General features: G+C 23.7%; 6 protein-coding genes and 1 pseudogene. 6 read left to right on the forward strand and 1 reads right to left on the reverse strand.

The features are described from left to right. Positions 1-5 precede the first annotated feature (5 nt). From RYM86_RS13705 to RYM86_RS13725, 5 genes and pseudogenes are all read left to right on the forward strand, one after another. Positions 6-397 (forward strand): annotated as a pseudogene (locus RYM86_RS13705) (HsmA family protein). A gap of 221 nt (positions 398-618) precedes the next feature. Beyond that, positions 619-1,254 carry a hypothetical protein gene (locus tag RYM86_RS13710; RefSeq protein ID WP_315081162.1) on the forward strand — a complete coding sequence of 212 codons (636 nt, stop codon included), beginning with the start codon at positions 619-621 and terminating at the stop codon, positions 1,252-1,254. A 372-nt stretch (positions 1,255-1,626) separates the two neighbouring features. Then, positions 1,627-2,871, forward strand: a complete 1,245-nt coding sequence (locus RYM86_RS13715; protein WP_315081163.1) for an HD domain-containing phosphohydrolase — start codon at positions 1,627-1,629, stop codon at positions 2,869-2,871. An 89-nt stretch (positions 2,872-2,960) separates the two neighbouring features. Next, positions 2,961-3,272 (forward strand): thioredoxin domain-containing protein, encoded by a 312-nt coding sequence (locus tag RYM86_RS13720; protein ID WP_315081164.1) that lies wholly within the window; start codon positions 2,961-2,963, stop codon positions 3,270-3,272. Positions 3,273-3,512: 240 nt separating this feature from the next. Next, positions 3,513-3,944, forward strand: coding sequence for a MarR family transcriptional regulator (locus RYM86_RS13725; RefSeq protein ID WP_315081165.1), 432 nt, complete (start codon positions 3,513-3,515; stop codon positions 3,942-3,944). A gap of 219 nt (positions 3,945-4,163) precedes the next feature. Here RYM86_RS13725 and RYM86_RS13730 read toward each other — a convergent pair whose 3' ends face one another. Further along, positions 4,164-6,212 carry a methyl-accepting chemotaxis protein gene (locus RYM86_RS13730; RefSeq protein ID WP_315081166.1) on the reverse strand — a complete coding sequence of 683 codons (2,049 nt, stop codon included), beginning with the start codon at positions 6,210-6,212 and terminating at the stop codon, positions 4,164-4,166. Positions 6,213-6,599: 387 nt separating this feature from the next. Here RYM86_RS13730 and RYM86_RS13735 point away from each other — a divergent pair, with 387 nt between their 5' ends. Beyond that, positions 6,600-6,770, forward strand: coding sequence for a hypothetical protein (locus RYM86_RS13735; RefSeq protein WP_315081167.1), 171 nt, complete (start codon positions 6,600-6,602; stop codon positions 6,768-6,770). The last annotated feature ends 53 nt before the right edge of the window (positions 6,771-6,823 follow it).

A 6,823-nucleotide genomic window follows, 5' to 3' on the forward strand; every position in this document is an offset into this window, starting at 1 on the left:
TTAGTATGGATTTAAAATTAATTTTAGCAATTATCGCAATAACATTAGCTCTTATATTTTATACAATAGGCGTATTTGGAGAAAGAAAGGCAAAAACACTTAAAAAAATCATGTTATTAACTTTTGGTTAGGTCTTTTATGTGATACCATAGGTACACTTTTAATGGGGCAAATATCTAAATATCAAGTACAAATTGCAAATACAGCAATACAAACTATTCATGGAGTAACTGGTTTTTTAGCTATAGTATTGATGTTATTTCATGCAATGTGGGCAACATGAGTACTATATAAAGATGATGAAAATAAGAAAGCTATTTTTCATAAATTCAGTATAACTGTATGGATTGTTTGGTTAATCCCATATGTTATAGGCATGATTATAGGTATGTCATAATTAAATAAAAAAATTATAAATATAAATATATTTAAATATTACTCGATATTTAAAATAGAGGTAAATATTTAAATATATTTATATTTTTTTATGATTATTTTAATGGGTATAACATACAAATACAATATTTAGACAATATGTCCAAATGTTGATATAATTTTAATATATAGTATTTAGATTATTTATATTTGTAAATTTTGTTATTGAAAGGGTATAGAATTATGACAATTATAGATATTTTGGAAAAAAAATATTCAAGCAATCCATCGGTTATAAAATCATTAGAAATTATTAAAGATAACTTTATAAACTTGGTTAACGATAATTATGAATTGGTTTTAGATGTAAGAGGTCAATTGCAGGTAAGAGTTCCTAGTCTTCAAAATAGAAATGAATATGAGTATAAGGACATAAGTGATTATGAATATCCATTAGTAATGTGTATGAGAATTTCGGAAATAAAAAATAAAGATATATATAAACATATAATAGCTCAATTTATTGAGTTATACAAAGATAAATTAGATGTGTTTTTTAAGGATGTATCTACAGTAGACAAATTAGTAAATAAAATAAAGGATACTAAAAAAATTATAAGCTTTATTACGTATATATCAATATTTGTAGTAATATTTTCATCAATCTCTTTATGTATATTCTTAAATTTGTCTAGTACAATAAGATATGTAATAATAATAGCAATTATAGGATTCTTTTTAACTATGCTAATTCTACAATTCACTAAAGAAGAACGAGTAAAAAGAATAGTAGATGGATATATAAGTATAATAAAAACAGATTGGTATCAAAAAGAATTAAATAAACAACATGCTTTTTTCTGTCATCTTATAGAATAAGTAGGTTATGTTTTAGCAAGATGTTGTGAGATAAGGATGAGTCTGATTATAACGCAATCTAATTTATTAAAGATACCAACACACGCTTAAAATAGATTCAATAAATAAAAAAGAGATAATCTCCAAATTTTAAATAATAATTTGGGGATTATTTCTTTTTTATCTTTTAATTAGAGGTTTATAAGATAAAAATTTAATTACACTAAAATATCAAAAGTTTTTTCTACTATAGCTGAGACAAAAATAATCGATATTTTAAGAGAGAGAAAATAACATTTAAATATTAATAAACTTTATTATTGGAATTAAAATAAAATAAGCATAATATAGTTTTAAATGGAAAGTTTAAAAGGAGGGTAAATAGGAGATATAATGAGACAAGTTACTTTAAAAGATGTAATAATAATAATGCAAAGAGCATTTAATGCTATGGATAAAAGGTTGTTAGATCACGGGGAAAAAGTATCATACATATTATTAAAATTATTGCAAGCTGATGGGAATTACACTGAAGATGAAATCTTAAAATTATGTACAGTAGCAATATTTCATGATATAGGTGCATACAAAGTATCAGAAAGAAATAAATTATTGGAGATAGATTCTATAGAGCCAATGAATCATGCTATATACGGTTCATTATTTATAAAATATTTTTCACCAGTTTCTGATTTATATAAGGTAGTATTAGGTCATCATTTTACAGCACAAGAAATTAAAGAAAATTATAGTGAAAATATACCCAATGAAGCTTTATTATTAGGATTATCAGATTATATTTCATTAGTTCATTTAAAGCATGATGGAATAGAAGAATCTTTAATTAAAAATAAGATTAAATATTATAAAAAAGAAAATATAGATCTATATTTAAAAGCTTTAGAAATAACAGATTTCAATAAAAAACTTATGGATAACACATATAAAGGTGAATTAATTAGATTTTTTGATAAAAGATCTATTAGTAGAGAAGAAATTATAGACTATGTAAAAATGTTGACATATGCAATAGATTTTAGAAGTGAATCTACAGTAAAACATACAATAATAGTACAAGCTATGAGTTATGAAATAGCAAAGTTGTTAAACTTTGATGATGATTTATGTGTCAAAATCAAACTTTCAGCTATGATTCATGATATAGGAAAGATAGCTACGCCTATAAATATTTTAGAGAAACCAGGAAAACTTACAGAAGAAGAATTTGAAATAATGAAAGACCATGCTATGATTGGATACAAAATATTAAGTAATTTGGATATAGATGATGTTAGAAATATAGCTATGGCTCATCATGAGAAATTAGATGGAACAGGATATCCTTTTGGATTAAAAGCAGAGGAAATATCTAGAGAAGCCAGAATAGTAGCAATTGCTGATATTTTCAGTGCATTAATGGGAGCTAGAAGCTATAAGAATGAATTTAGCAAAGATAGAATAGTTGAAATACTTAAAAATATGGCAAATAGTAATAAAATAGATTACAACATAGTTCAATTGGTTGTAGAAAATTATGATTATATAGTTGGAAGAGTAAAACAAGAAACTGATGATTTAATAAAAATATATGAAGATATAAAAAATGAATATGCTGATTTGTTAAACAAGTTCTTATAATTAAAATAAAATTAAAATTTATGTATATAGAAAGAAAAGAAGCTAAAAATAATTCTAACAAGCAAATATAAAAATTGGAGGTTAGAATTATGATAAAACAAGTTTATAGTTTTGATTTTAAAAAAGAAATAGAAGATGGGACCACAGTAGTGAACTTCTATTCAAATTTAGGAAGCCCTTCTAAGTTAGTTGCACCTGTATTTAATGAGGTGAAAGATGAAGTAGCTGATAAAGCAAAATTTTTGAAAGTAAATATAGACGAAAGTAGAGATTTAGTAAACAAATACGATATTCCTTCAATTCAATCTATTATGATATTTAAAAATGGTAAAGAAGTAAGTAAACTAAATGGATTTTTACCTAAAGATGTATTAAAACAAAATATAGAAGCTAATTTATAAAAAAGCTGCTTCTTATTATATTTATATAATAAGAAGCTTATATTTTTGTATACTAAATTATAGAATTTTTGAAGGCTGAATAAATTTAATTTTAAATAGGATATGATAAACCTATGTTATTTATATGTATTGACATAAAATTCATATAATTATAATATTATTTTAATAGATTTAATTTGTTAAAATTTAATTTTGATATTTTAATTTGGAATTTAGATATATTAATGATAGGAGAATTTTATGAGTAAATATGATTGCATTAAATTAGAAAATCAAGTTTGTTTTTCTTTATATGCAGCTTCTAGAGAAATAATTAAATTATATAAGCCAGTTTTAGATAAATTTAATCTTACATATACTCAGTATGTTGCAATGCTTGTTTTATGGGAAGATGAAAAAATTACAGTAAAAGGCATTGGTAAAAGATTGCATTTGGATTCTGGTACATTAACACCTTTATTAAAAAAATTAGAATTTATGGGATTAGTTAATAGATATAGAGATAAAAATGATGATAGAGTAGTTATTGTTGAATTAACTGATAAAGGAATGCAGTTAAAAGAGGAGATAGTTAATGTTCCTAATGAGATGTGTTGTAAAATAAATATATCTCAAGAACAAGCTAAAATTTTAAAAGAAAACTTAGATAATTTATTAAATAGTCTTAAATAGTGCAATAGGGGATATTTCTAAAAATAAAATTTATTTTAAACTTGAAAAAAGACATAATAGCTAGTATATTTCAGTAGTAGTTTTATAAGTATAATATAAAGTATTAACAATAGATATTTAGTTATATAGTGATATATAAGAAATAACTTAATAAAATAGCCCAAAATATAATTGATTTTAACTACAACTATATTTTGGACTAGATTATTTTATAGGCATCTAAACTATAAAGACATCTACTTCTTTATTTAAAGTCTCAGCCATATTTTTAAGTTCTTCCGCGCTATTATTTACTGTTTGGAATGTATTTGCTTGTTCAATTACAGATGCATTAACTTCTTCAGAAATAGCTGCTATCTGTTCAGATGAATTTGCAACGTCAATTATTGCATCTAATACTTGTATTTTTTCATTATTTACTATATTTATGTTTTTATATATTTCATTTGAAATTAAAACCATTTTATTTAATATTTCTTGCATATCATTAAATGAACTATTCATATTTTCAAATGCTTGCTTCTCTTCAACATTTATTTTTTCTGTATTATGTAATGTACTTTTTGTATTTAGTACTAATGAATCTATATTTTTTATTATTGTACTAATATTTTTAGTAGCTGTTTGAGTTTCATTTGATAATGATCTTATTTGTTCAGCAACTACAGAAAATCCACGGCCAGCATCTCCAGCTCTAGCAGCTTCAATTGCAGCATTTAATGATAAAAGATTTGTTTGTTCAGCAATACTACTTATTACATTTAAAAAATTAGATATATTGTTTATACCTGAAAACAACCCTTCAATTGTTTTCTTTAACTCATCAAAACTTTCTACTGATTCTAATTTTGATTTTATTAGAGAATTTATTTTATCACTGCTTTGTTCAATAGAATTTATAACTTCATTACTTTGAGTGTTCATCTCAATGTTATTGCTTTTTAAATCATTAATAGCTAAATCAAGATTTTTGGTTATATTTTCACATTCTTGTGATTTTTCTGCTACAATACAAATTTTTTCTGCTATACCACTAACAGCTTGTGTTATTTCTGAATTAGAAGCTGAAACTTCTTCATTTATAGCAGCTAGATTTTGTGAATTATAATTTACAGTATGTATAGAACCCTTAATTTCTTTTAACATAGAAGATAAATTTCTAATAGTAGTATTTATAGAATATGCTAATTCTTCTATTTCATCTTCTGTATTAATTCCGTTTATTTCAAGACTTAAATTACCTTGGGATACTATTTCCATGTGTTTTGTTAAGTTTTGTATAGGTACAGAAAACTTTTTAGCTAAGAACTTAGTTATTGTTAGCATGACCATTAAAATTAATACAGATAATAAAGTAACCAATTTAGCTGCTCTTTTTATAGGACTTTTAATATCACCTATATAAGCAGAAGAGTAGACAGTCCAATCTGAGTTTTTAATTTTGTTACACATAGCAACTTTAGGTTCTTCATTATATGAATAGTAAATAGTTTTAGTTTCATCAAATTTTTCATTAGATGAAGTATCTATTTCATTTATTCCAGTTAAATTACCTATTAAATTTTTATCTTCATCATATATAATGGATCCTTTTTTATCAGTTAAAGATACATTAAATCTATCATAATTATAACTACTTAATATTGAAGTATATATATTTGCAACTATATCTTTACATATTATACCTATAAGATCACTATTATCATCATATAGTCCTCTACTAAGTACATTAATATAGTTACCAGTTTCATTGGATTTAATTATATTGGATATGTAAGATTTTTCACCATTATTTATTGTAGTAAAGTATTCTCGGCTTGATACATCTATTAATAAAGCTTTATCATCACTTGCCGCTATGACAAGGCCATCTTTGTTTAAAAAATAAACAGTTTCTAAATAATCTTTATTACTATACTCTTTCAATAACATATTTAATTTACTTTGTGTTTGACTTGAATCAGAGTTTATATCTTTTAAGGATTCTGTATCAACATTTGTAAAATTAATAAAATCATCATCATATATAAATTGATTTAATTCAGCTAATTCTTTATCTAAAAGATTTTCTATGGTAGTAGAAATCCCTCTAGTTTCTGCTTGAAAGTTTTTTAGCCTACCTTTAAACAATTCATTTCCTAAAAATTTAAATATAATACTTGAAGACAATGTAGAGCTTATTATTATAATAATACTTACAACTATCATCAGTTTGTTTTGGATCTTTTTCAATCCATTTAACCATTGTGTAATCCTTGATGTCAGCATCTTTTATTTTCCCCTTTATTTCAAAATTAATCGTACAAAACCATAGTCTACCTTAACTATATTAATTTGTAAATAAGATAGTTTAGTTAAATTATTAGTTCAATATATAGAAAGAAAAAATTGATATATATATTAGGAGGGGGAATGTATTAGATGTACTTATAATTAAAGCTTATTAATGGCATAAAGATAAATTATATATATAATTAATAGCGTTATTTATGCATTTAACATAGTGATATCAATAGAAAGAGTCAATAAAATAGTAGAATACAATAATAACTTATCCACGTGTGTCAGTATTAGAATAAATTAATTAAAAAGAGAAATAAAGAGTATACTAAATATAATTAATAAATATGGAGTGATTTAATATAAATATATATTATGGATAATGTTAAGATAAAACACGTCGCAAAGATATGCGATGGACAAGTTAAGAAAAGAGTTAAGAAATTCAATTTCAACTCATTAAAAAACTTGTTGACAGAAAAGAAATCAAATGTTATAATGATTAAGTCGCTTGAGGGTGACACAATAAAACAAAAGTTGACATGAAAGTCAACGATGAAAATTTGGTCTTTGAAAATTGAACAGAAATCAAGAAACAT

The organism is uncultured Clostridium sp. (genome assembly GCF_963527835.1).
Taxonomy (GTDB): Bacteria; Bacillota; Clostridia; order Clostridiales; family Clostridiaceae; genus Clostridium.